At 69.0% G+C, this 26,098-nt stretch carries 20 protein-coding genes; 8 read left to right on the top strand and 12 right to left on the bottom strand.

The window, feature by feature from the left end:
• Position 1 precedes the first annotated feature (1 nt).
• The 5 genes from dnaJ to lepA form a co-directional block, all read right to left on the bottom strand.
• Positions 2-1,129 (bottom strand): molecular chaperone DnaJ, encoded by a 1,128-nt coding sequence (gene dnaJ / locus DEA06_RS03200; RefSeq protein WP_116646475.1) that lies wholly within the window; start codon positions 1,127-1,129, stop codon positions 2-4.
• A 53-nt stretch (positions 1,130-1,182) separates the two neighbouring features.
• Complete coding sequence (hrcA, locus tag DEA06_RS03195; protein ID WP_116646474.1) at positions 1,183-2,223, bottom strand: heat-inducible transcriptional repressor HrcA; 1,041 nt, start codon at positions 2,221-2,223, stop codon at positions 1,183-1,185.
• Positions 2,224-2,317: 94 nt separating this feature from the next.
• Positions 2,318-3,535, bottom strand: coding sequence for a radical SAM family heme chaperone HemW (hemW, locus tag DEA06_RS03190; RefSeq protein WP_116646473.1), 1,218 nt, complete (start codon positions 3,533-3,535; stop codon positions 2,318-2,320).
• Positions 3,535-4,185, bottom strand: a complete 651-nt coding sequence (locus DEA06_RS03185) for a DUF1990 family protein (RefSeq protein ID WP_116646472.1) — start codon at positions 4,183-4,185, stop codon at positions 3,535-3,537. Before DEA06_RS03185 ends, hemW begins: the two co-directional genes overlap by 1 nt.
• A gap of 10 nt (positions 4,186-4,195) precedes the next feature.
• Positions 4,196-6,046 (bottom strand): translation elongation factor 4, encoded by a 1,851-nt coding sequence (gene lepA, locus DEA06_RS03180; protein WP_116646471.1) that lies wholly within the window; start codon positions 6,044-6,046, stop codon positions 4,196-4,198.
• A 228-nt stretch (positions 6,047-6,274) separates the two neighbouring features.
• Between lepA and DEA06_RS03175 the strand changes: the two genes are divergently transcribed.
• From DEA06_RS03175 to rpsT, 3 genes are all read left to right on the top strand, one after another.
• Entirely contained in the window at positions 6,275-10,960 is a 4,686-nt protein-coding gene (locus DEA06_RS03175) for an ExeM/NucH family extracellular endonuclease (protein WP_116646470.1), read from the top strand.
• Between the two features lie 64 nt (positions 10,961-11,024).
• Positions 11,025-11,744, top strand: coding sequence for an alpha/beta hydrolase (locus DEA06_RS03170; RefSeq protein WP_116646469.1), 720 nt, complete (start codon positions 11,025-11,027; stop codon positions 11,742-11,744).
• Between the two features lie 114 nt (positions 11,745-11,858).
• Positions 11,859-12,119 (top strand): 30S ribosomal protein S20, encoded by a 261-nt coding sequence (rpsT, locus tag DEA06_RS03165; protein ID WP_116646468.1) that lies wholly within the window; start codon positions 11,859-11,861, stop codon positions 12,117-12,119.
• Positions 12,120-12,255: 136 nt separating this feature from the next.
• Here rpsT and holA read toward each other — a convergent pair whose 3' ends face one another.
• The 5 genes from holA to DEA06_RS03140 all read right to left on the bottom strand — a co-directional run bounded on the left by holA (position 12,256) and on the right by DEA06_RS03140 (position 20,313).
• A complete protein-coding gene (gene holA, locus DEA06_RS03160) occupies positions 12,256-13,293 on the bottom strand; it encodes a DNA polymerase III subunit delta (protein WP_116646467.1) in 1,038 nt (345 codons plus the stop codon).
• A 10-nt stretch (positions 13,294-13,303) separates the two neighbouring features.
• Positions 13,304-15,637 carry a ComEC/Rec2 family competence protein gene (locus DEA06_RS03155; protein ID WP_116646466.1) on the bottom strand — a complete coding sequence of 778 codons (2,334 nt, stop codon included), beginning with the start codon at positions 15,635-15,637 and terminating at the stop codon, positions 13,304-13,306.
• Positions 15,634-16,245 carry a ComEA family DNA-binding protein gene (locus DEA06_RS03150; protein ID WP_240606785.1) on the bottom strand — a complete coding sequence of 204 codons (612 nt, stop codon included), beginning with the start codon at positions 16,243-16,245 and terminating at the stop codon, positions 15,634-15,636. The genes DEA06_RS03155 and DEA06_RS03150 overlap by 4 nt, the downstream gene beginning before the upstream one ends.
• A 123-nt stretch (positions 16,246-16,368) precedes the next feature.
• Entirely contained in the window at positions 16,369-18,942 is a 2,574-nt protein-coding gene (leuS, locus tag DEA06_RS03145; protein ID WP_116646464.1) for a leucine--tRNA ligase, read from the bottom strand.
• Between the two features lie 69 nt (positions 18,943-19,011).
• Complete coding sequence (locus DEA06_RS03140; protein WP_116646463.1) at positions 19,012-20,313, bottom strand: anthranilate synthase component I family protein; 1,302 nt, start codon at positions 20,311-20,313, stop codon at positions 19,012-19,014.
• A 41-nt stretch (positions 20,314-20,354) separates the two neighbouring features.
• Between DEA06_RS03140 and DEA06_RS03135 the strand changes: the two genes are divergently transcribed.
• The 4 genes from DEA06_RS03135 to DEA06_RS03120 are packed head-to-tail and all read left to right on the top strand — an operon-like array spanning position 20,355 to position 23,746.
• Complete coding sequence (locus tag DEA06_RS03135) at positions 20,355-21,038, top strand: DedA family protein (RefSeq protein WP_116646462.1); 684 nt, start codon at positions 20,355-20,357, stop codon at positions 21,036-21,038.
• Positions 21,039-21,043: 5 nt separating this feature from the next.
• Entirely contained in the window at positions 21,044-22,090 is a 1,047-nt protein-coding gene (locus tag DEA06_RS03130; protein WP_116646461.1) for a phosphatase domain-containing protein, read from the top strand.
• A 31-nt stretch (positions 22,091-22,121) separates the two neighbouring features.
• Positions 22,122-22,835: an SOS response-associated peptidase gene (locus DEA06_RS03125; protein WP_116646460.1), complete on the top strand. Its 714-nt coding sequence runs from the start codon at positions 22,122-22,124 to the stop codon at positions 22,833-22,835.
• 35 nt (positions 22,836-22,870) lie between these two features.
• On the top strand, positions 22,871-23,746 hold the full coding sequence (locus DEA06_RS03120; protein WP_116646815.1) for a 3-methyladenine DNA glycosylase: 876 nt from the start codon (positions 22,871-22,873) through the stop codon (positions 23,744-23,746).
• Here DEA06_RS03120 and DEA06_RS03115 read toward each other — a convergent pair.
• Together DEA06_RS03115 and DEA06_RS03110 are read right to left on the bottom strand one after the other, a co-directional pair.
• Positions 23,743-24,450 (bottom strand): GAF and ANTAR domain-containing protein, encoded by a 708-nt coding sequence (locus DEA06_RS03115; RefSeq protein ID WP_116646459.1) that lies wholly within the window; start codon positions 24,448-24,450, stop codon positions 23,743-23,745. The genes DEA06_RS03120 and DEA06_RS03115 overlap by 4 nt on opposite strands.
• 25 nt (positions 24,451-24,475) lie before the next feature.
• Complete coding sequence (locus DEA06_RS03110) at positions 24,476-25,180, bottom strand: GAF and ANTAR domain-containing protein (protein ID WP_116646458.1); 705 nt, start codon at positions 25,178-25,180, stop codon at positions 24,476-24,478.
• 221 nt (positions 25,181-25,401) lie between these two features.
• Here DEA06_RS03110 and DEA06_RS03105 point away from each other — a divergent pair, with 221 nt between their 5' ends.
• Positions 25,402-25,836: a GNAT family N-acetyltransferase gene (locus tag DEA06_RS03105; protein ID WP_165817906.1), complete on the top strand. Its 435-nt coding sequence runs from the start codon at positions 25,402-25,404 to the stop codon at positions 25,834-25,836.
• Positions 25,837-26,098: the final 262 nt, after the last annotated feature.

The following is a 26,098-nucleotide window of genomic DNA, read 5'->3' as shown; positions in this document are numbered from 1 at the left end:
ATCAGACGTTGCGGAAGCGGTCGCGCAGCTTCGCGAACAGGCCCTGGTGGAACTCGGCCAGATGAGGGGCGGGGGCCTTCGTGCGCTTGGCGAAGTCTTCGATGAGCGCGCGCTCCTTGGCATCGAGCCTGGTCGGGGTGACCACGTGCACTCCGATGCGCAGGTCGCCGCGCTGGGTTCCCCGCAACGGCGTGATGCCACGTCCCTTGATCGTCAGCACGTCACCGCCCTGGACCCCCGCGCGCACCTCGAGGTCGACCGAGCCGTCGAGGGCGTCGATGGTGGTGTTCGTGCCGAGGATGGCATCCGACATCGACACCTCGAGCGTCGCGAGCAGGTCGTCGCCGTCGCGGCTGAAGGTCTCGTGGGGTGCGACCGTGACCTCGAGGTAGAGGTCGCCGTTCGGTCCGCCGGCGGGTCCGACCTCGCCGGAACCGGGCAGCTGCAGTCGCAGTCCGGTCTCGACACCGGCCGGGATGTCGACCGACACGGTGCGGCGAGCCCGCACACGACCCTGGCCCTGGCAGGTCGCACAGGGATACGGGATGGTCGTGCCGTGTCCCTGGCACGTTCCGCACGGCTGGTTCGTGACGACGTTGCCGAGGAGGCTGCGCACGGTTCGCTGGATGTGCCCGCTGCCGTGGCAGATGTCGCAGGTGACCTCCGACGTACCCGGCTGGGTGCACGCCCCCTGGCAGGTCTCGCAGAGCACGGCGGTGTCGACCTCGAGGTCGCGGTGCACGCCGAAGACGACGTCATCGAGCTCGAGGGTGACTCGCACGAGGGCGTCCTGTCCGCGTTCGCGGCGCGACCGCGGACGCGGACCACGGCTGCCGCCTCCGCCTCCGCCCCCGAAGAACGTCTCGAAGATGTCGCTGAAGCCGCCGAACCCGGCTGCTCCCCCGGCCCCGCCGAACGCTCCGCCATCGCCGCCCATGTCGTAGCGGCGACGCTGTTCGGCGTCGCTCAGCACGTCGTAGGCGTGGGTGACGAGCTTGAACCGCTCCGACGCGTCGGCGCCGGGGTTCACGTCGGGGTGAAGCTCGCGCGCGAGACGGCGGTATGCCTTCTTGATCTCGTCTGAGCTCGCGTCGCGCGCGACACCGAGAACCTCGTAGTGGTCAGCCACATTCGCCTTCCTGCCCGCACGCGGCGGGGATCGTCATTAAAACGGATGCCGCGTCAGCGGGCGTTCTCGTCGTCTTCGAGCATCCGGGTCAGATGGTGGGCGACGGCGCGGACCGCCGCCAGATGTGAGGGATAGTCCATGCGCGTCGGGCCCAGGAGCCCGACCCGCGCGCCCGTCCCCGAGGCGTCGTAGTCGCTGGCGAGGACGGATGCCTCGATGAGGCCGAACGGTTCGTTCTCCCGCCCGATGCTCGCGGCGAGTCCCTTGGCGTCGACGACCATCTCGGTCATGAGCTTCAACAGCGTGACCTGCTCCTCGATCGCCTCCAGGAGCGGGTAGATGCTGCCGCGGAAGTCGGACTCTCGACGAGCGAGGGTCGCCGCCCCGGCCATCACGAGGCGATCTTGACGGAACTCCTCGAGCTCTTCGGCAAGCACTCGCAAGATGGCGTGGGCCGCCGCATCCGTTCCGGTCGCCGGCACGATCGAGGCCGCCAGCAGGTCGGCGATTCGCTGCGTGGCGTCCCCGACGAGGTGCCCCACCACGACCGAGGAGACACGGGCGCGCAGCTGGGCGAGGTCGGCCTCGGTCGGCTCTTCGCGGACGAGGGCGATGCGCTGCGAGACGCGTCCGGTGTCGGTCACGACGATCACGAGCAGCCGCCCGCCACCGAGGTCGACGAGTTCGACGTGGGTGACGTTCGCGCGCGCGAACGACGGGTACTGCACGATCGCGACCTGCCCAGTGAGCTGGGTGAGAGCGCGCACCGTGCGCGAGAGCAGGTCGTCGAGGTCTCCCGAGCCGTCGAGGAACGACGCGATCGCGCTGCGCTGCGCGGGGCTCAACGGACGGAGGTCGGCGAGGTGATCGACGAACACGCGATAGCCCTTGTCTGTGGGAACGCGACCCGACGAGGTGTGGGGAGCGGCGATCAGCTCTTCGTCTTCGAGCAGCGCCATGTCGTTGCGGATGGTGGCCGCCGAGACCCCGAACGCGTGACGCTCGACGATGGCCTTGCTCCCGACGGGCTCGCGCGTGTCGACGTAGTCCTGCACGATCGCTCGGAGCACCTGGAGTCCGCGTTCGCTGACCATGGTCCCCTCCGCTCTGCCGTTCTCGTGGGTCGGACTGGCACTCGCGCGCCGTGAGTGCCAATTCTAGCTGATCGGGCCGCGCGAGGCCCTGACGTCACGCTGTGAGCGTGCGCACCACCGTATCGGCCAGCAACCGCCCGCGGCGAGTCAGCACGACGCGTTCGGCGCCGGCCGGTTCCGCCGCGACGAGTCCCTCGTCGACCAGCGACGCGACGGCGCGCACGCCCTCATCGGTCAGTTCGGTGAAGGGCAGCCCCTCGCGGATGCGCGAGCGCAGCAGAACGGACTCCAGTCGCCGAGCCGTCGCGTCGGGACGCTCGCGCGCGGCCGCCGGTGACTCTCCCCGCGCGAGCCGCTGGGCGTACGCCGCCGGATGCTTCACGTTCCACCACCGCAGACCGGCCACGTGGCTGTGGGCGCCGGGCCCGAACCCCCACCAGTCGGTCCCCCGCCAGTAGGCGAGGTTGTGGCGCGACCGCCGGCTGTCGTCGCGCGCCCAGTTCGACACCTCGTACCAGTCGAACCCCGCGGCGGCGAGCATCTCGTCGGCCAGTTCGTACATGTCGGCCTGCAGATCGTCGTCGGGGGCGACGACCTCTCCCCGACGGATCTGACGGGCAAGCTTCGTGCCGTCCTCGACGATCAGGGCGTAGGCCGATAGATGATCGGGCTCGAGCGCCACAGCGGTCTCGAGCGATGCGCGCCAGTCGTCGAGCGACTCACCCGGAGCGCCGTAGATGAGGTCGACACTCACCGCGAGGCCCGCATCGCGGGCCGCCGCCACCGCCGTCGCCACATTCGCCGGATCGTGCGTCCGATCAAGCGCCGCGAGCACGTGAGGTCTCGCCGACTGCATGCCGATCGACACACGCGTCACCCCGGAGGCCGCAAGCTCCCGCATGACCGCGGGAGTCACCGTGTCGGGGTTCGCCTCCACGGTGATCTCTGCCCCGTCAGCGAGGCCGAAAGCATCCGTCACCCCGGCCAGCATTCGTCCGAGGTCGCCGGCCGGAAGGAGCGTTGGGGTTCCCCCGCCGAAGAACACCGTCTGCGCGGGGCGGAGCGCACCGGCATCGTCCAGGATGCGGCGCGCGAGGCTGACCTCCTGACCGACCGTGTCGGCGTACTGATCCTGTCGGGCACCCTGCAGCTCGGTGGCCGTATACGTGTTGAAGTCGCAGTATCCGCACCGCTCTCGACAGAACGGCACGTGGAGATAGACACCGAACGGTGTCGACGGATCGTGGCCGAGGTCGTCGGGAAGAGCGCCGTCGGGAGGTGCAGGGTCGCCGAGAGGGAGGGCGGACCCCATCAGGCGGGCGTCGTGTACATCGGAGAGATCGCGCGCAGGTATCGCGAGAAGAGCTCGCGCCGACGCTGACGCACCATGGCGGGGAACAGCCGGTAGAGGAACGCCACCGGGCGATCGAAGGCCCGCACCGTGAACCAGACCTCGTCGTTGTCGCGCCACTCGAGCAGGAAGAGCTCCTCACCGCTCACGACTGACCCGCCGACCGTGCCGAGCGCGAAACCGACACGACGGGGGTCTTCGATGACCGAGATCACGCGGGCCTCGGCGTCGGCGCGATAGCGGCCGGCGTGACCGTGCAGATGCACCGTGGTGCCCGGGCCGACGAACGGTGTGCCGTCGGCGGCGAAACGCTGATCGGACTCGAGCCGGCTGGGGGCGATGGGCCTGCCTTCACCGTCGTACCCGACGCCGGTGTACGACGGACCCGCCGCCGGGCGCACGTCGGCGAGGGTGAGGCCGCCCTCGCGCTGGGCCGACCAGCTGAGCAGAGCCTCTCCGGCGATGGTGAAGCGCTCTTCACCGCTGCCGATCCGCCAGGCCTCCTCGGCAGGCACCGACCGCTCGGGCGGGTACTGCATCAGGTCGGGGGCCTGGGTGGCTCCGACGGCGGCGTAGTCCACCGTCTCGTCCTTGAAGGTTCCGCGACGCATGACCTCAGCCTTACTTCTTTTCCTCGACGTCGCCCGAGAGAGCCGCGATGAACGCGCCCTGGGGGACCTCGACGCGACCGATGGTCTTCATTCGCTTCTTGCCCTCCTTCTGCTTCTCGAGGAGCTTGCGCTTGCGGCTGATGTCGCCGCCGTAGCACTTGGCGAGGACGTCCTTGCGCATGGCTCGGATGCTCTCGCGGGCGATGATGCGCGCACCGATCGCCGCCTGGATCGGGATCTCGAACTGCTGGCGAGGGATGAGCTTGCGCAAGCGCTCGGTCATCAGGGTGCCGTAGGCATAGGCCTTCTCGCGATGCACGATCGCCGAGAACGCGTCGACCTTCTCACCCTGCAACAGGATGTCGACCTTGACGAGATCGGCGCTCTGCTGACCCGAGGGCTCGTAGTCGAGACTCGCGTACCCCTGGGTCTTGCTCTTGAGCTGATCGAAGAAGTCGAACACGATCTCGCCGAGCGGCATGTTGTACCGGATCTCGACGCGATCCTCGCTGAGGTAGTCCATGCCGAGGAGCGACCCGCGTCGCTGCTGGCACAGTTCCATGACCGTGCCGACATAGTCCTTCGGCAGCAGGATCGCGGCCTTGACCATGGGCTCCTGAACGGAGGAGACGCGGCCGTCGGGGTACTCGCTCGGATTGGTCACGGTGACGGTCTCACCGTTGTCGGTCGTGACCTCGTAGACCACGCTCGGAGCGGTGGCGATGAGCTCGAGACCGAACTCGCGCTCGAGTCGCTCGGTGATGATCTCGAGATGGAGGAGCCCCAGGAACCCGCACCGGAAGCCGAAGCCGAGGGCGACCGAGGTCTCGGGCTCGTACGCGAGCGACGCGTCGGAGAGCTTCAGCTTGTCGAGCGCCTCACGCAGGTCGGCGTAGTCGCTCTGCTCGATCGGATAGAGGCCCGAGTAGACCATCGGCTTCGGGTCGGTGTAGCCCGCCAGCGCCTCGGTCGCGGGAGACCGGTGCGTGGTGATGGTGTCGCCGACCTTCGACTGGCGCACGTCCTTCACGCCGGTGATCAGGTAGCCGACCTCACCCACGCTCAACCCTCGGGAGGGCGTGGGCTCCGGACTCGACACGCCGATCTCGAGGGTCTCGTGGGTGGCGCGCGTCGACATCATCTGGATCTTCTCGCGCGGCTCGAGCTTGCCGTCGATCATTCGCACGTACGTGATCACACCGCGGTAGGCGTCGTAGACCGAATCGAAGATCATCGCCCGCGCGGGAGCGTCGGGGTCGCCCTTCGGCGCGGGGATGTCGCGGACGATGCGGTCGAGCAGCTCCTCGACGCCCTGGCCTGTCTTGCCGCTCACGCGCAGCACGTCGTCGGGTGAACCTCCGATGAGCCCCGCCAGCTCGGCGGCGAACTTGTCGGGGTCGGCGGCGGGGAGGTCGATCTTGTTCAGCACCGGGATGATCGTGAGGTCGTTCTCGAGCGCGAGGTAGAGGTTCGCGAGCGTCTGCGCCTCGATCCCCTGCGCCGCGTCGACGAGCAGGACGGCTCCCTCGCACGCGGCGAGCGAGCGGCTGACCTCGTAGGTGAAGTCGACGTGACCGGGGGTGTCGATCATGTTGAGCGCGAAAGAGTTCGACGGCGTCTCGAACGCCCACGGCATGCGCACCGCCTGGCTCTTGATCGTGATGCCGCGCTCGCGCTCGATGTCCATGCGGTCGAGGTACTGAGCGCGCATATCGCGGTCGGCGACCACGCCGGTGATCTGCAGCATCCGATCGGCCAGCGTCGACTTGCCATGGTCGATGTGGGCGATGATGCAGAAGTTGCGGATCAGTTCCGGCGGGGTCGCGGAGGGCTCGAGAGACTGGAGTGCGCGCGGTGACATGTTCCGTCGATTCTACGGGCGACGGAGCGCGTCCGCGGGCGCAGGTGCGGGCGGGCGGCTTCGAGCGCCGCGCGCACCCTCTGGTGGCGGCCGCGTTACCGGACGTTTACCTCGACGACACGCGAGTGTCCGTGACATCGTGGAGTATCGACACAGGTCCCCCCGACCTCCGAACGGCCGTCGTCCCGGCCGCTGTTCGTCGTGCGCCCAAACCCTGGAGAAGAGTCTGTGACGTCGCATCCCCCTACCTCTGATCGGTCCGAGACCACGAGAGGAGGAAAGGGCCGGGCGTTCGCAGCGAGTGCTGCCGTCGCGGCCCTCGCCGTCGGCTCGTTCGGCGTCGGCGCCCTGCCCGCCACGGCAGCCGTCAGCAGCGACGCCCCCGTCGTCATCAGCGAGGTGTACGGCGGCGGCGGCAATAACGGCGCCGTCTTGAACCGAGACTTCGTCGAACTCCTCAATACGAGCGACGCCGCTGTCGACCTCGACGGGTGGAGCGTCCAGTACGCCTCGGCGTCGGGCACCTCGTGGCAGGTCACCCCGCTCGGTGACATCTCGCTCGAGGCCGGCGAACACCTCCTCGTAGGACAGGCGTTCGGCACGAACACCGCGCTTCCCGGTTTCGAGGCGGACGTCGACGGCTCGATCGCCATGCAGGCCTCCAACGCGAAGGTCGCGCTGGTCGACACCATCACCCCGCTCGGCGTCGGTACCGGCGTAGCGGCGCTCCCCGAGGTCATCGACTACGTCGGCTACGGGTCTGCCAACGACTTCGCCGTCGCAGCGGCACCGGCCACGAGCGTGACCCAGTCGGCCGCGCGCGATGCCGCGGGAACGAACACCGCGAACAACGCCGCCGACTTCGTTCTCGGTGCCCCGACCCCGACGAACAGCGGCTCCGGCACGACACCGAACCCCGAGCCGACGACGCCCACGCCGCCATCGCCGTCTCCCTCCCCCACCCAGCCGACCACCCCGGGCGCCGTCGTGCCGATCGCCGACATCCAGGGCACCGGGTCGGCGTCACCTCTCGCAGGCCAGACGGTGACTACCGAGGGCGTCGTCACGGCGCACTACCCGACCGGGGGGCTCAACGGCTACGTCATCCAGACCGCCGGAACGGGCGGGCCGATCGACCTGGCGACCCACACCGCGTCCGACGCCCTCTTCGTGTACTCCCCCGCAGCCGTCGGCGCCGTCGCCCTCGGCGACACCGTTCGTGTCACCGGACCGGTGAGCGAGTTCAACGGTCTGACCCAGATCACTGCGGGTGTCGGCGCGGCCACGAAGATCGACGCCGCCACCGCGCCGACCTTCTCGACCGTCGCGTGGCCGACCACCGATGCGCAGCGCGAGTCGCTCGAGTCGATGCTCGTGCAGCTGACCGACGACTTCACCGTGTCGAACACCTACTCGACGAACCAGTACGGGGAGGTCGGCCTCGCCGCCGGCGCCACGCCCCTTCGTCAGCACACCGATGCCGCCCGACCGGGAACTCCCGAGGCTGCCGCCGTGGCTGCGGACAACGCGGCACGTGCGCTCACGCTCGACGACGGCGCATCGACGAATTTCCTGAACGTGACCTACAGCGCGCTGACCCCCGCTTACGTCTCGCTCGTCGAGCCGGTCGTCGTCGGCGGCCAGGCCGAGCTCAGCGGCTCGTTCATCGTCGACTACCGCAACAACACCTGGAAGATCAACCCGACGCAGCCTCTCGTGGCCGACGGCAGCGGAGCAGACCAGGTCGCGTTCTCGAACCCGCGCACGGCAGCCCCCCAGCCCGTCGGCGGAGACCTCAGCGTCGCGTCGTTCAACGTGCTGAACTACTTCACGACGCTCGGCGAGTCGACCACGGGCTGCCAGACCTACACCCCGCTCCCGAACGGCCAGGCGAACTCCGTCCGCACCGGTTGCGACGTGCGCGGTGCGTGGGATGCGGCGGACTTCGCCCGCCAGCAGTCGAAGATCGTGACCGCCATCGAAGACCTCGACGCCTCCGTCGTCGGTCTCATGGAGATCGAGAACTCCGAAGCGCTCGGCGAGACGAAGGACGAGGCCGTCGGGTCGCTCGTCGCCGCGCTGAACGCGGCGTCGACCCCGGGCAAGTGGGCGTTCATCCCGACCGCCGACTCGCTCGCCGACGTCGACCGCGACGTCATCACGAACGCGATCATCTACCAGACGGCGCTCGTGCAGCCCGAGGGCGCCTCGGTGGCGCTGGCCACCCAGAGCGGCAACGGTCAGCCCTTCGCCAATGCGCGCGAGCCGATCGGACAGTTCTTCGTTCCCGCAGGCGGCGGGGAGAAGTTCTTCCTCGCCGTGAACCACTTCAAGTCGAAGGGCTCCGGCGAAGGCGTCGACGCCGATCAGAATGACGGGCAGGGCGCGTCCAACAACTCGCGCGTTCGTCAGGCGACAGCGCTGACCGCATGGGTCGACGACGTCACGACTGTTGAAGACGCCGTGTTCCTCGTCGGCGACTTCAACTCCTACACGCAGGAAGACCCCATGCAGGTGCTCTACGGCGCCGGCTACGTCAACGCCGAGTCGGAGTTCGAGGTCGGCTCGTCGAGCTACTCGTTCTCGGGCCTGACCGGTTCGCTGGATCACGTGCTGCTCAACGAGGCCGCTCTCGAGCGCGCCACGGGGGCCGACATCTGGAACATCAACTCCGGAGAGTCGATCGCGCTCGAGTACAGCCGCTACGGCTACCACGGCACGAACTTCTGGGAAGACGCGACGCCCTACCGCTCGTCGGACCACGACCCGGTGAAGGTCGGCCTCTCGGCTGACGCAACGGCCCCGACCGAGATCGACATTCTGACGATCAACGACTTCCACGGTCGTCTGGAAGCCGACAACGCCAACGGCGTGGCGGGTGCGGCGGTCATCGCCGGCGCCGTCGACGCCTACCGCGACGAGAACCCGAACACGCTGTTCGTCTCGGCGGGAGACAACATCGGCGCGTCGACGTTCACGTCTCTGATCCAGCAGGACAACCCGACCATCGACACGCTCGTGGCGTCTGGCCTGGATGTGAGTGCCGTGGGCAACCACGAATTCGACCGTGGCTTCGACGACCTGGTGAACCGGGTGATCCCGCGGTTCGGGGGCAACACCGACACCGACGTTGTCACCGACGCGCAGCGCGAGCTGGGCGGAGCCTACGGACTCGGAGCCAACGTCTACGACCGTGTGACGGGTGAGACGGTGCTCCCGGAGTATGCGATTAAGGACGTCGACGGCGTGAAGGTGGCCTTCATCGGTACCGTCACCGAAGACACCGCCACGATGGTCGATCCTGCGGGCATCGCCGACATCCGCTTCGGCGACCAGCTCGAGGCGGCCAACCGCGTCGCCGCCGAGATCGCCGACGAGGCCGACGTCATCATCCTGCTCACGCACTCGGGGGCCGCGACCTCGAACGACTGTGCCGACCTCGCCTCGGATCAGGCCGGCTTCGGTGCGCTCGCAACGGGTGCGTCGGCGCAGATCGACGCGATCGTCTCGGCCCACACGCATCAGACGTACGCGTGCGACGTTCCGGTGGCGGGCACCGACGGTCAGACCCGCCCGGTGATCCAGGCGTCGGAGTACGGCAAGGCGCTCGGCAAGCTCGAGATCTCGTACGACACCGCCTCGGACGAGCTCATCTCGATCGGCGGCAGCACGTTCCCGCTCGTGACCGGAACCCCCGCCGCTGGCGCCTACCCCGCGAACACCGAGATCGAAGCAATGGTCGCGGACTACGTGGCCGACGCCGACATCATCGGCGCCGAGCCGGTCGGCGAGATCAGCGCGGACATCCTCCGCGGGGGCACTCCCCCGGGCGGCAACCGCGGCGTCGAATCGTCGATGGGCAACTGGGTCTCCGACGTCTACCTGTGGGCGACGAGCGAGAACCCGGCATTCGCGGGCAAGAAGGCGCAGATCGCGTTGATGAACCCGGGTGGGCTCCGCGCCGACCTGCTCTACGGCGCGGACGGCGTCGTGACCTACAAGGAGGCGGCACTCGTGCAGCCTTTCGCTAACACCCTTGTGACTGTCACCCTCACCGGTGCGCAGATCGAAGAGATCCTCGAGCAGCAGTGGAAAGCGACGGGCGACCGACCCAAGCTGCACCTCGGTGTCTCGGAGGGTTTCACCTACGAGTATGTGCAAGACGCCGATCCGCGCAGCGGGCGTGTCGTGTCGATGTCGTACCAGGGTGACCGGATCGCCCCGAGCGACACCTTCACGGTCGTCACCAACTCGTTCCTGGCGAACGGCGGCGACGGGTTCAAGACGTTCGCCCTCGGCACCGACCGCACCGATACCGGTCAGGTCGATCTCGACGCCACGCTGGCGTACTTCGAGGCCTTCGACGTCGTCGACCCGGCGCCCCTGGGTCGCGCGATCGTGACGACCGATGAGCCGGGCACCGAGAACCCCGGCACGGGTGAGCCGGGCACCGAGAACCCCGGCACGGGTGAGCCGGGCACCGAGAACCCCGGCACGGGTGAGCCCGTCACCGAGGCGCCGAACGGCAGCTGGGCCAGCGTGACGCTCAACGACCGCGTCGAGCAGGGCGGCGTGCTCAACGTCACCGTGACGGGCCTGAAGCCGGGCCAGCTGATCGGCGCCACGCTGTTCAGCGAACCGCTCGTGGTGACGGGAATCCCCGTCGCCGACGCGTCGGGACGCACATCGTTCGCTGTCGCGATCCCGTCGGACTTCGCTCTCGGCGCGCACGAGCTCGTGATCACGACCGCGGGTGAGAGCCCGATCCGGGTCGGTGTCACCGTTCTCGCCGGCGGCCAGCTCGCCGTCACCGGGTCGGAGCTGCCGCTCGGAATCGCCTTCGCTGCGGGCTTCCTGCTCGTGGCGGGCGGTCTGACCTACGCCCTCCGGCGTCGGTCGCCCGTGACGCGCTAGTCGCAGACGAACGCGCCCCCTGTTCGGCTTCGGCCGGGCAGGGGGCGCGTCGTATGTTGGAGACATGTCGGTCGCGGTGGTGTTCGTCCACGGCATTCGCACGTCCGCCAGCATGTGGCGGCCTCAGCTCGAGTACCTCGCAGCGCGAGGAATCACGGCGACAGCGGTCGATCTGCCCGGACACGGAACCCGGATGGCGGAGGACTTCACCATCGAAGGGGCCTTCGCCACCATCGACCGGGCCGTCAGGGATGCGGCCGCCCGGGGCCCCGTGCTGCTGGTCGGTCATTCCATGGGAGGCCTGCTCGCGCTCGAGTATGCGGGATCGGACGCGCCCCCTCCGCTGGCGGCGGTCATCGGCGCGGGCTGCACCGCTATCCCGCGGGGAGCAGCCCTGCGGGCATACCGCCTCTTCCTCCGAGGATTCGACTCGCTTCCCGATCGGGGCGCCGCCATCACCGACTACGTGCTCGCCCGCACGCTGCCGGAAGAGACCCGCGAGGACTTCGGCGCGGGCGGGTACGCGTTCGACACGCAGCACACCGCGCTGGCGAGCCTCTCGGTGCTCGATCTCATGCGAGCGCTGCGCAGCATCCGTGTGCCTCTCTGGTTCGTGAACGGGCAATACGATCAGCTACGCATCAACGAAGCGCTGTTCACGAGGACCGTTCCCGAGGCCGAGCTGATCATCGTGCCGAAGACCACCCATCTCGTCACCTCGATGCGCCCCGATGTGTTCAACGCCGTGCTCAACCTCGCGATAACGACGGTGGAGCAGACCTGATAGACTCGGTGTTTGGCTTGCGTGTGGGTTTTCCCACCCTCACGACCGCCGTGCGACAGCCCTCTTCTGTCAACCGGCAATTGACCGAATCCTCCGAACGAAAGACCGTCGAACGTGGCGAATATCAAGTCGCAGATCAAGCGCAACAAGACCAACGCGAAGGCTAACGAGCGCAACAAGGCTGTCAAGAGCGGCCTGCGTACCGAGATCCGTCGCACCCGTGAAGCCATCGCCGCAGGCGACAAGGCCACGGCCGAGAAGGCCCTCATCACGGCGACCAAGAAGCTCGACAAGGCCGTGAGCAAGGGCGTCATCCACCAGAACCAGGCGGCGAACCGCAAGTCGGCCATCGCCAAGCAGGTCGCCGCTCTCTGAGCCGCACCTCGTGAAAAGCCCGTCCCGTTCGCGGGGCGGGCTTTCTCGCTTCCGCTGCGAACCCGCGGAATGGCCGACACACGAGGCGTGGCGGTGTGCCTCAGCGAATCGCGGCGTCTCGGCGGGTGGACGCCGCTCAGTCGCCGAAGGGCGTGCGCGTCGCGATCACGGTGATCATGCGCTCGAGCGCGAACACGGGGTCGCGTGACGCGCCCTTCACTTCGGAGTCGGCCCGGGCCACCGCATGGATGGCCATCCCCAGCGTCGTCTGCGACCAACCGACGAGGTCGCGCCGGGCTCGGTCGACCTGCCAGTCCTTCATACCCAGCCGGGCAGCCAGAGCCCCCGACGATTCGCGACTGCCCGCAACCCGCGCCATCGTTCGCACCTTCATCGCCACGGCAGCCACAAGCGGCACCGGGTCGGCGCCCGAGGCGAGCGCCTGGCGGAGGGCGATGAGGGCATCTCCGTACCGGCCGGCGATCGCGGTGTCGGCGACGGTGAACGCCGACGTCTCGACCCGACCGCCGTAGTAGCGCTCGACGATCCGGTCGTCGATGTCGCCAGCGACGTCGGAGATGAGCTGCTGGCACGCGGCCGCGAGCTCGGTGACGTCATCGGAGAAAGCCGAGACGAGCGCGCGGAGCGCGGTGGGCGCGATGCGTTTGCGAGCGGCCGAGAACTCGCCCGCGGCGAAGTCGTACTTGTCGCTGTCGCGCTTGATCGCCAGGCACGGAATCTCGATGCCGCTCCCCTGCCCCGCGCGCACCGCATCGAGCAGCTTCTTTCCGCGCACGCTCGCTGCGTTGTGCCGCAGCACGATCGTCGCGCCCTCCTGCGGGTGCTCGAGGTAGGCGAGCGCCTCGAGCAAGAAAGTGTCGGATGCTTTCTCGACGCCGCCGATGCGCACCAGACGCGGTTCGCCGAAGAGAGAGGGAGAACTGACGCCGAGCAGGGTGCCCGCGGCGTAGTCGTCGGCACGGACGTCTGTCACCTCGAGGCTCGGATCCTCGGCGCGCAGGTAGTCGCGGATGCCCGCGATGGCACGCTCGGCGCACACTTCTTCGGGTCCGGAGACCAGCACCACCGGCGCCGGTCGCGGCTCGCGCCACGAGACCTGCGGGATCGCCGACTTGGCCTTCGCCGGAGCGGATCGACGGGGAGCGGCGGCCATACCCACCAGCCTAACGAGCCCCCGCGACGTCGCGTTCCCTCCAGAGAGCGAGCACGCCGTCGTTGCCTTTCCACGCCGCGACGATGCCCTCCTGATCGGTGCGGGCGACGGTCGCCCCCACCGACGCCAACGTCGACAGGATCGACTCTCGAGGGTGGCCGTAGTCGTTGTCCGCACCGACCGTGACCAGCGCGAGCGTCGGCGACGCGGCGCCGTAGAGCCGTGCGTCCTGGTCGGCGCTGCCGTGGTGCGCGACCTTCACCACATCGAACTCCCCCACCGGCTCGTTCCGCTGCATCGCCTGCTGCGCCTCGGCAGACAGGTCGCCCAGGAGCAGGGTGTCGGGGATGCCCCCGCCGCGCACGTCGAGCACGACGCTCGCGTCGTTCCCGGCGGCGACCGCCGCGGATGGCCACAGCACCCGCCACCGCGCACCGCCCAGGATCCCCTGCATACCCGGGTGGGCGAGCTCCGTGCGGGATCCGCCCTGCCGAAGCCCAGCGAGCACTCGATCGGCGGCGCCGCCGTCGGAAGGCCCGTGCACGACCAGGTCGACGCGAGCACGCACTGCCTCGACACCGCCCCGGTGATCGGCGTCGAAGTGGGTGAGCACGAGCAGGTCGAGCCGAGAGATCCCGAAGCGCGAGAGACACGTGTCCAGCGCTGCGGGGTCGGGCCCGGTGTCGATGAGTGCGATGGCACCCTCCGATCTCAGCAGCACGGCATCGCCCTGACCGACGTCGCACGCGGCGATCGCCCAGTTGCCGGGTACCGTCCACGGGCCGGCCACCGTGCGAAGGGCCGTTTGTCCGCCACCGAGCCCGACGACCGTACAGACCACCACGAGCGCGACGCCACGCAGCATCCGCCGATTCGTTCCGGGCGGAGCGAGCACGACCACGGCGACGCACACCGACACGGCTGAGAGGGCGGCGAGTCCGCCCAGTTCGCTCCACCACGGCAGCTGCTGCCCGGGCAGTGCTCCGACCACCTGGGCGATCCCGGCGATCCAGCTCGCCGGGAGCCACGCGATCGCCGTGAGTCCGTCCTGCACCCAGGGGAACGGAGCCGCAAGGCACGCCGCGAGCCCCGCGAGGGTGGCGACAGGGGCGGCCGGCGCCGCGAGGAGGTTGGCCGCGACCCCGAGCACCGGCACGCGAGGGTCGACGAGCACCAACAGAGGCCCGCAGGCGAGCTGTGCCGCGAACGGTATCGACAGAGCGAGGGCGAGCGGTCGCGGCATCCAGCGGCAGAGCCCGTCGGCCAGCGGACGAGCGAGCACCAGAAGGGATGCTGTCGCCACCGTCGAGAGCGCGAATCCCAGCGACATGGCGAGCCAGGGGTCGACGGCGAGCAGCAACACGACGGCGAGGCACAGCACGCTCAGCCCCGCACCCGCGCGCCCGAGCGCGAGAGCGAACATCGCGATGGCGGCCATCGCACCGGCGCGCACCACGCTGGGTTCGGGGGTGACGAGCACGATGAACCCCCCGAGCGTGACGAGTCCGGCGGCGATCCGCGTGCCCCGTCGCGCGCCGACGAGGGCTGCGGTGCCGTACGCCACCCCCACCACGAGGGCGCAGTTCGCACCCGACACGGCCGTGAGGTGCGACAGCGACGACGCCTTCATGCTCTCGTCCAGCGAGGCCGAGACCGCACGCGTCTCGCCCACGGCAAGGCCGGGCACGAGTGCCGCACCAGGGCCGGGAAGCCCTCCGGCCGACTCGACGAGACCGCGACGCAGATCGGATGCGGCGGCGAGCACCGCGTTCGGCCGCTCCGCGCGCACGATCACCTCCTGTGCGCGGAGAACGAGCACGGCCCGATCGCCGACGCCCAACGGGATGGAGGTTGCGCGCACGGTGACCTCGCTGCCGATGTCGACGCGGTCGAGCGACGCGACGGCGTCTGCCGCGACCCCGACGCGCAGCGGCAGCGCCCCGCCGGTGACGGCACGATCACCGGCCGTGATGCGGTCGGCGAGGGCGTCGAACCAGATGTCGCCGGAGCTGTTCGGGTCGAGCTTGCCTGAGACCGTCGCCTCGACGACGAGCGCGCGGGCACCGCCCGTGGCCAGGTGCTCGACGCTCGTGCGGCCGGGCTGCGCGAGCGCCACGTGCGACACCGCCACGGCGGCGCCGACCGCGGCCACCACGATCACCGCGCGCACCGGCGTCGGATGCCGCCAGAGCAGGGCGCAGCCCACGACCGCGGTCACCCAGAGCGCCGCCGATGCCCACACCGCCGTCTCGGGGACGCAGACTGCGAGGGCGGCCGCCGCCCACGCCGTTACGGCCGCTGGAACGAGCCGCGCTGCGCGCCGGCGTCGACGCGCGGCGCTCATACCCTCACGAGAGCGCGCAGGCCGTCGACGATCTTCTCGCCGATCCCGGGGATGCTGAGCAGATCGTCGACGCTTGTGAACCGCCCGTTGTCGTCGCGCCACGCGACGATCCGCTCCGCCAGCGCCGGGCCGATCCGCGGCAGCGTATCGAGCACCGAGGGGTCGGCGCTGTTCAGGTCGATGAGTCCGCCGACGGCGCCGAGCGCAGCATCCGGCTGCCCCTGCGCCGGCTCGTCGGTGATCGCTCCGATCACGGGCACGACGAGCTGCTCGCCGTCGGTCACCGGGCGCGCCAGGTTGACCGACCCCCGGTCGGCATCTTCGGCGAACCCGCCCGCCGACCCGACCGCATCGACGACGCGAGCCCCGACCGTCAGACGATAGAGCCCGGGTGCCGCGACCGCGCCGGTGACGTGAACGTAGACCGCTCCGTCGGCCGGGTCGCCCGGCGGCGCTGTCGCCGAGGGGGTCACCGTCGTGGTTCCCGCACCGCCCGCGCCACGAGCGATACCGATGCCGACCGTGATCACCAGCCCGGCGAGCAGCAGCACGACGACCGCGCCCACGCCCAGACGTCGAGAGGCGGTGCGATCGTGGGCTTCTGGCACCCCGGTGACGCTACGTGGCCTCGGTGCGCGTCGGGCGGCGCCTGCTCACTGCCGTGGAAGGATCGCGACGGACGCGGCCTGGGGAGGGGCGGATGCTGCGCCCCTCCCCCGTTGCGACCGTTGCTACTTGGTCGAGAAGCTGACGACCTTGGGCGGGCGCACCACCGCGCGGACGATCTCACGGTCGCCGAGTGCTCGGCGCACCTTCTCGTCGGCGCGCGCACGGGCCTCGAGATCGGCGGCATCGATCCTCGCCGACACCTCCAGCGTCGCGCGCACCTTGCCGTCGACCTGCACGACCGCGGTGACGGATTCTTCCACGAGGAGGGTGGGGTCGGGCTGACGCCAGACGGCCAGACCGACGAAGGGCTCGTACCCGAGCACCTCCCACATCTCCTCCGCGGTGTGCGGGGCGAAAAGGTCGAGGATCATCGCGATCGCTTCGGCCGCCTCGCGGACGGCGGGGTCGCCGGCTCCGGCTCCGGTGTCGATCGCCTTGCGGGTCGCGTTCACGAGCTCCATGAGCCGGGCGACCACGACGTTGAACTTCGTCTGCTCGATGAGTCCGGGCGCATCAGCCCACAGGCGGTGCGTGACGCGACGCAGAGCCGCGTCGCCCTCGGCCCACACGACGTCGGTTTCGCTGTCGACGTCGTGGGCGATGCGCAGCGCTCGGGCGAGGAACTTGGTCGCGCCGGTCGTGGAGACGTCGTCCCAGTCCTTGTCGTCTTCCACCGGGCCGGCGAATCCGAGGGCGACGCGAAGGGCGTCGGCGCCGTGCGCGTCGAGCTCTTCCTGGAAGAGCACGAGGTTGCCCTTGCTCTTCGACATCTTCGTGCCGCCGAGGATCACCATGCCCTGGTTGATCAGGTGCGTGAACGGTTCGGTGAACTCGACCATGCCCATGTCGAACATCGCCTTCGTGACGAAGCGCGCGTAAAGGAGGTGGAGGATCGCGTGCTCGACGCCGCCGATGTAGAAGTCGACCGGGCCCCACTTGTCGGCCTCACGCGAGGAGAACGGCTGCGTCGTGTCGCCGGGCGAGAGGAACCGCATGTAGTACCACGAGCTGTCGACGAACGTATCCATCGTGTCGGGGTCGCGCCGAGCGGGAGCGCCGGTCTCGGGGTCGGCCACCTCGACCCAGTCCTTCGCCGCGCCGAGCGGCGACGCGCCCTTGGGGGTGAGGTCGAGACCCTCGACCGCCGGCAGACGCACCGGCAGCTGATCGTCGGGCACCGGCACGATCCGACCGTCGTCGGTGTGGATCATGGGGATCGGCGTTCCCCAGAAGCGCTGGCGCGAGATGAGCCAGTCGCGCAGACGGAATGTCTTGGCGGCGCGGCCGAGGCCGTCCTTCTGAAGCTGGTCGATCACGCGAGAAATGGCCGTGCGCTTGGACAGCCCGTCGAAGGGGCCCGAATTGATCAAACGGCCCTCACCCGTGAGCGCGACGCCCGTGCGCGCCGGATCGAGGTCATCGATGCTCTCCCCGCCCGGATCGATCGGCACACCGTGCTCATCGAGCTCGATGACGGGGATCGCGCCGGTGATCGGAGCGGTGGTGTCGACGACAATCCGCACCGGCAGATCGAACGCGCGGGCGAAGTCGAGGTCGCGCTGGTCGTGGGCGGGAACAGCCATGACCGCGCCGTGGCCGTAGTCGGCCAGCACGTAATCCGCCGCCCAGACGGGCATGCGCTCGCCGTTGACGGGGTTGATCGCCCAGCGCTCGAGGAAGACGCCGGTCTTCGGACGGTCGCTCGACTGCCGATCGATGTCGGTGGCCTTGCGGACGTCGGCCAGGTAGGTCGAGAACCGCTCCTGCGCCTCGGCGGACGCGCCCTGGACGAGCTCGGCGGCGAGGTCGGAATCGGGTGCCACGACGAAGAATGTCGCGCCGTGCAGCGTGTCGGGGCGGGTGGAGAAGACGGTGACCTTCTCGGCGCGTCCCTCGATCTCGAAGTCGATATCGGCGCCCACGGAACGACCGATCCAGTTGCGCTGCATCTGGATGACCTTCTGCGGCCAGAAACCCTCGAGCTGGTTCAGGTCGTCCAGCAGACGGTCGGCGTAGTCGGTGATGCGCAGGTACCACTGGGTCAGCTTCTTCTTGACGACCTCGTTGCCGCACCGCTCGCAACGACCGTCCACGACCTGCTCGTTGGCGAGCACGGTCTGGTCGAAGGGGCACCAGTTCACGGCGCCGTCCTTGCGGTAGGCGAGGCCCCGCTCGTAGAGGCGCTCGAAGAGCCACTGGTTCCAGCGGTAGTAGTCGGGGTCGCTCGTGTGGAGCACGCGGCTCCAGTCGAAGGAGACCCCGTAGTCCTTCATGCTCGTCTTCTGCTGAGCGATGTTCGCCGATGTCCACTGCACCGGATCGGCCTTGCGCTGGATGGCCGCGTTCTCTGCCGGGAGACCGAAGGAGTCCCAGCCGATCGGATGCAGCACGTTGTAGCCGCGGTGCCGCCAGAACCTCGCGACGATGTCGGAGTAGAGGTAGTTCTCGGCGTGCCCCATGTGCAGGTCGCCGGAGGGGTAGGGGAACATCGCCAGCACGTACTTGCGTGGGCGGGTGTCTTCGTCGCCGCCGGCGCGGAACGGGTCTTTCTCGGCCCAGCGTTCCTGCCACTTCCGCTGGACCGCGTGAACGTCGGGGCCACCGCTCTCAGCGGGCGAAGAGGGCATAGAAGACATACGGAAGAGCCAATCGTGGGGTTCGGGTCGCGCACACGGCGCGCGATCCACGTTACCGGAATGCCGCCGTCACCAGCCCGGCGGCAGAACGGCGCCGATCGCGGCCAGGGGCGCGCGCGCTTTCCAGCCCACCTCGCGCACCTCCGCCTCGGGCCGGGAGTGCCACGTGATGCCGCCCCCGGCGCCGACGTACGCACCGTCGGGGTGCACCACGACGCTGCGGATCACCATCGCGAGGTCGGCTCCTCCGTCGTCGCCCACCCACCCGAAGCAGCCCGAGAACACGCCCCGCGGAGCCGCTTCGAGTTCGCGCAGGATCGTCATGGCCGACAGCTTCGGGGCCCCCGTCATGCTGCCCGCCGGGAACGCGGCCGCGAGCAACGAGCCGAGGGTCGCGCCATCGGCGAGGGAGCCCGCGATCGTGCTGACGAGCTGGTGGACGGCGGGGTAGCTCTCGATGTCGAGCAGCCGTTCGACGGTCACGGTGCCGGGGGCGCACACCCGCGCGAGGTCGTTGCGCATCAGGTCCACGATCATGACGTTCTCCGCGCGTTCCTTCGGATCTGCACGCAGCTCGTCGGCGAGCCGGCGATCCTCCACGGGATCGATCGAACGCGGTCGGGTGCCCTTGATCGGATGCGTCCGCACCACCCCGTCGGCCACCGTGAGGAAGCGCTCCGGGGTCGCGCTGACGAGGGCCGTGCCTCCCGCCCGCACGAAGCCTCCGTGGTGACTCGGGGATGATGCCCGAAGCCTGCGATGCACCGCGCGCGGATCGATATGCCCGTCGATCTCGAAGCGGGTCGTCACGCAGAGGAGGTAGGCATCGCCCTCACGGATGTGATCGCGACACCTCTCCACCAGTTCGCCGTACTCCGACGGCAGATGGCGGGAACGGGCGACGGATGCGGCGGGCTCAGCCGGCAGCGCAGCATCCGGCCGGCATCGCGCCGCCGTGGCGGCCAACCGCGTGGCTCGCTCGCGCGTCGGCGCCCACGCCCAGACGCGGCGGTTCGCGTGATCGAACGCGAGGAAGTCGTCTACGCGCAGCCACCACCGCGCGGGGTCGTCGCCGGTGACGGTGGGCGCAGCAGCGGCCGAGGCGCCCGCCTCATAGGTGACCCAGCCCACCCACCCGCCGCGGAAGGGGCCGGCCTCGTCGGTGCGATGCGAGGGTCGCGTCAGGTCGACCGCGTCCACCGCGGCGGGGTCGAACTCGGGGCGTCCGACGCCGAGCCAGCTCCAGCCGTGGAGGGCGTCGGGGCCGGCGTCGAGCCAGAAGCCGTGCGGATCGTCTCCCACGACACCGGCGTAGGCGTCGGAGGGGTCGATCCATGCGTCGACGGCGACGGCGACGTTCAGTGGCGACACGCTCCCAGGGTAGACGCGACGACGGGTTCTAGGCTCGTGGCGTGAACGAGATCCTGACGTGGCTGCTCGACACGGTGCAGAGTGTCGATCCCGTCGTGCGGACGATCATCGCCGGCCTGGCCATCATGCTCGAGACGAGCGTGCTGGTCGGTCTCGTGGTGCCCGGCGACACGGTGGTGATCGTCGCGGGCACCGCCGTCTCCGGCCCCGTCGAGGCAATCGCGCTCGGGTTTGCGGTGGTGGGCGGTGCGCTCATCGGTGAGAGCATCGGCTTCGCCCTCGGCCGATTCCTCGGACCCCGCATCCGCGCCTCGCGGTTGGGGCGGCGCATCGGGGAGAAGAACTGGCAACGCTCGGAGCGGTATCTCCAACGTCGCGGCGGCCTCGCGATCTTCCTCTCGCGGTTCCTCCCCGTGCTGCACTCGTTGGTCCCGCTCACGGTGGGCATGAGCAACTACTCCTACCGGCGGTTCCTCGCCTGGACGACGCCGGCGTGCGTGATCTGGACGACGCTCTACATCTCGGTCGCCTCCCTCGCCGCGGGCACGTATCGCGATCTGTCGCAGTCGATCCATTACGCGGGCTACATCTTCGTCGCCGTGATCGTCGTGTTCCTCGTGCTGATCTTCATCGGCAAGAAGGTGATCGAGCGCGTGGAGCGCAAGCATCTCGGCGACGATTCGGCCGAACCCTCGCACGCGGACGATGCGGGCATGAAAGACTGAGAGCGATGCCTTCCGACGCACCTGAGCGCCCCAAGATCCTGTGGCTCGCCCGTCTCGAGCGACGCTTCCACTCGTGGCGGGAGCGTCGCGCCCGCGGGCGCGGCCTCGTGCCCACCGCGACCGGCTTTCCCGGATACGGCAGTGAGGAGTGGGTACGGGTCCTCGGACGCGTCCTGATCGTCCCGGCTGTGAAGCAGAGTTCATCCGGCGAGTACTCCAGCGTCCGCGGGTGGCGCAGCTTCGCGGCCGTTCCCGTGGCGTTCGCTCAGGTGACGGTCACCATCGAGGGCGAGCGCCACGATGTGCGCGCCGACCGCGGCGGCGTCATCGACACTGTGCTGCCGGCCCGCCTCGAACCGGGCTGGCAGACGATCACGGTGACCGTCGAGGACGGCGAGCCGGTCGAATCTCGGGTGTTCATCGTGGCCTCCGGCGTACGCTTCGGCCTGGTCTCCGATGTCGACGACACCGTCATGGTGACCGCGCTCCCCCGGCCTCTCCTGGCCGCGTGGAACTCTTTCGTCGTCGACGAGCATGCCCGCCAGCCCGTACCGGGCATGGCGGTGATGCTCGAGCGGCTGACGCGGGAGCACCCGGGTTCGCCGGTCATCTACCTGTCGACGGGCGCGTGGAACGTCGCCCCCACGCTCATCCGCTTCCTCCGCCGTCACCTCTACCCCGCGGGGGCCATCCTGCTGACCGACTGGGGTCCGACCCACGACCGGTGGTTCCGTAGCGGCAAGGACCACAAGAAGACGAACCTGCGGCGGCTGGCCGAGGAGTTCCCCGACATCCAGTGGCTGCTCGTCGGAGACGACGGTCAGCACGACGACGAGATCTACACGGGTTTCGCGATCGACCACCCCGCGAACGTCGCCGGCGTGGCGATCCGCAAGCTCTCACCCGCCGAGGCGGTGCTCGCCGGTGGCCGCACGGTCGTCGACGATCACTCCGCAGCGGAGGTGCCTTGGGTCACGGCGTCGGACGGCGCGGGCCTTCTCGATCGGCTCGCGGCCGTCGGCATCGCCGCGGAAGACGACCCCGAGAAGTGACGGTGTCGTAGGGCCCGTCTACGGTGGAACCATGTGCGGTCGATTCGTGGTTGCCAATGTCGGTTCCGAACTCGTGGGGGTCTTGCGCGTCGACGTCGAGAACGACGTTCTCCCCGCTCCGTCGTACAACATCGCCCCCACGGCGTCGGCGGCGATCGTGCTCGATTCGGTCAAGACCGATCCGCCCACCCGGCGGCTCGAACCAGCGCGCTGGGGCCTCGTACCGTCGTGGGCGAAAGATCCGGGAATCGGCGTCAAGGCCTTCAACGCCCGATCGGAAGAGATCGAGAACAAGCCGATGTTCCGGGGGGCGCTCGAGAAGCGCCGTGCCATCGTGCCTGCGTCGGGCTACTACGAGTGGAAGACGACCGACGACGGCAAGGTTCCCCACTACATCCACCCCGCCGACGGATCGCCTCTGTTCTTCGCCGGCCTCTACGAATGGTGGAAGAACCCCGAGCTCGCCGATGACGATTCAGCTCGGTGGATGCTGAGCTTCACCATCCTCACCCGCGCCTCGATCGGTCGGCTGGGGTCGATCCACGACCGTATGCCGTTGTTCATGGACGCCGACTACGCCGACGCGTGGCTCGACCCATCGACCGACAACGTCGGCGACATCCTCGACGCCGCCATCGATGCGGCGCCCACCGTCGCCGACACCCTCGACGACCACGTCGTCTCCACGGCAGTGGGCAACGTGCGCAACAACTCCCCGGAGCTGATCGAGCCGGTCGACGAGTGACGTCCCCCACACAGCAGACCGCGACCACGACCGTACTGAGCGGCGACGAGTGGCGAGCGATAGCCGAGACGCACGCGGCACGCGCTGACGCCCTCACGGCGGGACGGCGAGCCCGGGCATCTCGCGGCGAGACTCACCCGGTCGACGACTTCCTCTTCACCTACTACTCGTACAAGCCCTCGGTGCTACGTCGCTGGCACCCCGGTGCCGGTGTCGCGCTCGCCGACGCCGACGAACGTGCCGGGTGGCGGTGGTATCGCTCCGGCGACGGCGGCGTCGTTGTCGACACCGACGCGTTCCGTGCGGATCGCGGCGATCTGATCACGGCCGTCTCTCGCCTCCTCCGGGCGACATCGCAGCGACCGGCCCATTTCGGATGCTTCGGACTCCACGAATGGGCGATGGTCTACCGAGACGCAACACCCCGACACGACGTCCCCCTGCGCCTGAGCGCAGCCGAGACAGATGCCGTGGTCGACGCATCCGAGCTTCGCTGCACCCACTTCGACGCGTACCGGTTCTTCACCGATGCCGCGGTGCCGCGCAATCATGAGCCCCTGAGCCGCGACCTTCAGGTCGCCCGCGAGCAACCGGGCTGCCTGCACGCCGGCATGGACCTCTACAAGTGGGCGGTCAAACTCGGGCCTCTCGTCCCGGGTGAGGTGCTGCTCGATGCGTTCGAACTCGCGCGAGACATCCGCACGCTCGACATGCAGGCTTCACCGTACGATCTGCGGGACTGGGGTTACGAGCCGGTGGCGATCGAGACGGTCGAAGGAAAGACCGAATACGGACGACGCCAGCGCGCGTTCAGCGTGCGCGCGGCCGATATCCGGATAAGCCTGCTCACCCGGCTCGGCGACGGTTCCTCGTTGAACCCACCCGAGTCGCGGGTGGAGCCCATCCGCTAGAGCTTGAGCCGGCCTGCGATCACCTCGGCCGCGACAGCGCTGATGGGCGACTGGGTGGAGCGAGCGTGCATACGCAGCAGCCGGAAGGCTGCGTCCATATCGATGTCGTGGCTGAACGACACATACCCCTTGGCCTGTTCGATGACCACCCGGCTGTTCAGGGCCCTCTGCAGCTGCCTCTGAGCCATGACGGATTCTTCGGTGAGCCGCTGTTGCAGGATGCTGATCGTCGCGATGTCGGCAAGGGTCTTCGCCGCTGTGGCATCGGCGTGATTGAGCTCGCCGGTCCGATCGCGGAAGAGGTTGAGCGAACCGATGACCGAATCGCGCAGCCGCATGGGGATCGCGTACAGAGAGGCATACCCGGATCGATGCGCGTCGGCCGCGAATCGTGGCCACTTGTCGGTGACGTGCCGGAGATCGGGGACCGAGACGACGTCGCCGGTCAGAGCGGCTTCGACACAGGGACCCTCACCGACGTGAACCTGGAGGAGTCCGATGAGCTCGCTGTGCTCGCTGGTGGACGCGATGACCTCCAGTTGACGGTCAGGTCCGGCCAGCAGGATGCCGGCCGCGGTGGCGTCGAAGATATCGGTGCAGTCGTCGACCAAGAGCTGCAACAGGTCGACGATGTCGAAATCGTCGACGAGCGAGTCGGCCAGTTTCGCCACGGTTCGCAGCAGGTGCTCTTCGCGGGTGCTCATAGTTGAGTGTAGGTACCGTTCCGGCTCAGAGATCGAATCTCAGACGGCGTGCGACGACTTCTTCGGCGACCTGCGCCACCGTCCGGCTGGTGGAATAGGCGCGCCCGCGCAGAACGAGCAGGGCGTCTTCCACCCCGATGCCGAGTTGCGCGGCGACCATGCCTGAGGCCTGGTGCATCTCACGGCGGGAGTGCGGACCGTCCGGCAGACCGTCTTCGGTGTGCTCGACGTCGTCGAGCGCGCGCTGGAGAATCCGTCGGGATGCGATTTCAGCGAGAGTCGTGACGTCGGCGACCGCGCGGGCGGTCAAGTCTCGCGGTCGGTCGTTGTAGAGGTCGACCGCTCCGACGCTCAGCTCGCCGACATAGAGCGGGAACGAGTAGATCGCGCCGACGTCGAGCAGGCGGAATGCCTCCCGGGCACTCGGCCAGTTCGTCGACGTCGTCCGCGCAAGGTCTGTCTCGAGCACCGGTCGTCGGTCGCTCAGGGCGTCCCAGCACGGTCCTTCGCCGAGATCGATCTGGATCTCGTCGATTCGGGCCGCGGTGCGGTTGCTGGCGCAGACGGTCTCGCTCCCCAGCGGACGACCGAGAGTGGAAATGGAGGCACCCGAGACCTGCGCCGCGCCCACAAAAGGGCCGCACAGGTCATCGCCCTTCCGGGCGGCGGAGAGACGCGCGAGCGCTTCGGAGAAAGCCGCACGATCGTCGCCGGGGAGGGATGTATCCATACTCACCCGTCCACCTCCGTTGAATGTTCGGGCTCTCAATTCGGGTGCCGTACGGCTGACGCTATCAGCACCGATGCCATCGCGGGGAGGCAGCGCCGCGGGGGTGGCCCGGCGCTGCATCGGAAATGACGCGATCCCTGCACCGCGTCGATGTCGCGCGCCCCTCGGAGGCGAACTACGGTCGTGCACGGACCCCATCTCTGGTCGAACGGGAGAGCCTGATGGACAGAACATTCACAATCGTCGAACGAGTCGCCACCGTGGCGGAGCTGCGTTCACTGGCTCGGGCCGTGGGCTGGGACGACCACTTCGACTGGGACACGATGCAGAGTGCGCTCGATGGATCGCTCCACGGGGCCGTGGCCGTGTGCGACGGGCATGTCCTCGGCGCCGGTCGCCTCGTCGGCGACGGCAGTCGGTACTTCTACGTGCAGGACGTCATTGTGCATCCCGACGCCTCCGCCGACGGCCTCGCCACCCGGCTCGTCGATCGTCTACTGACATGGGTCCGGCATACGGCGGGGCACTCCGCCATCGTCGGCCTGTTCTCCAGCCCTGACGCGGTTGGCGTCTACTCCTCCTTGGGGTTCGTACCCGCCTCGGAGGACCCCGTGGGAATGACGCAGCAGCTAAAAGGCGGGAGCGATGCGGGGTGAGAGCGCGAGCGGCTACCGCCCCGCCGCGTGGGCCGGCTACCGATCATCGGCGCTCACCTCCCGTGATCACGACCGCCGTGCTGATGGTCATTGCGGGGTATCCCGCGGTGCCCGTTCGCGTCCTCGTTATGCTCCCGGCGCGGTCACCGACCAGAGCATTCCGGGCACCGTTTGCGGTACCTCGGGGCTGCCCGGGCGCTGAAAACTCGATCCGGCCGCTGAGGCGTCGAAAGTGACGGGGTTATCTGGGCCCTAGAACCAG

Source organism: Microbacterium sp. Gd 4-13 (assembly GCF_003095395.1).
Taxonomy (GTDB): domain Bacteria; phylum Actinomycetota; class Actinomycetes; order Actinomycetales; family Microbacteriaceae; genus Microbacterium.
Note: the sequence above shows the minus strand (reverse complement) of the source record. Positions and strands in the feature narration are given on the sequence as shown.